Source organism: Staphylococcus sp. EG-SA-2 (assembly GCF_017152085.1).
Genome location: NZ_JACYHC010000966.1, coordinates 1 through 869, shown reverse-complemented (window position 1 = coordinate 869; position 869 = coordinate 1). Strand labels below are relative to the sequence as shown.

2 protein-coding genes are annotated in these 869 nt (G+C 34.3%); both read right to left on the bottom strand.

Features of this window, described 5'->3' with window-relative positions:
- Window positions 1-276 (bottom strand): DUF3147 family protein (locus tag IDG60_RS16730; RefSeq protein WP_206160959.1); only part of this gene is annotated, 276 nt, incomplete at its 3' end.
- Between the two features lie 67 nt (window positions 277-343).
- A complete protein-coding gene (locus IDG60_RS16725) occupies window positions 344-697 on the bottom strand; it encodes a DUF3147 family protein (protein WP_000491382.1) in 354 nt (117 codons plus the stop codon).
- Between the last annotated feature and the right edge of the window lie 172 nt (window positions 698-869).

The window sequence follows — 869 nt, the reverse complement described above, 5'->3', positions numbered from 1 at the left end:
AATGCTAATCAACCACATGTGCGTCATATGTAACATCATCCATGTAACTAAAATACAAACTAATACCCCTGTCATACCAAACACTGCGCCACGACTTACATGCACAGCGACTTTATCACCATATTGCATACCTGTAATAAACATAGACACTAAAAATACTGCCGGAAACGTTGCAAATATACCGCCAAATTCTTTCCAAGGTAGTGTTACAGATACAATATAACTTAATAATACTGCAAATCCCCCCACAAAAAATTTCATTAATGTTAATTTCATGATGTTCTGCCTCCAAAAATTTATTACTTAATAACTGAATACAACTAATTATCACGCATTTTCCAAACTATAAATGTCTAATACTGAATATTGCGAGGGAAATAACAAACCAACAAACAACTGTGAATATTGCGCCTTTCCGATAACCTTTATGCTTAATATAGAGAGATGTCAAAAATACAGTTAATATACAAGACAGAATACCGACAATTGCTCCAGTACTAAGATTCATCGACATCTCCACTAATTGCGTACCACGATGATCTAAAGCTAATGCGATAATAGCCGCAAGAAAGACTGCCGGCATAGTAGCTATAATACCTCCTAACTTACCACCTACCTTATCAGCAATAATTGAAGCTAATGCAACAGCGATACCACCAATGACAAAATGAAGAATTGCACTTCCAATTGAAAACATCTTCAACGTACCTTTCTATAATTAATTCAATACAAAACGTATCATTCACACAAAGTGTAAAACTTAAATTTTCTACTGTAAAGGCAACTCAAGCGATGTTCATAAAGCTTTCATGATACTTTCATAAACTAGCAATAAAGGGTTCAAATGAAGGTATATCCAGCTCAAATTA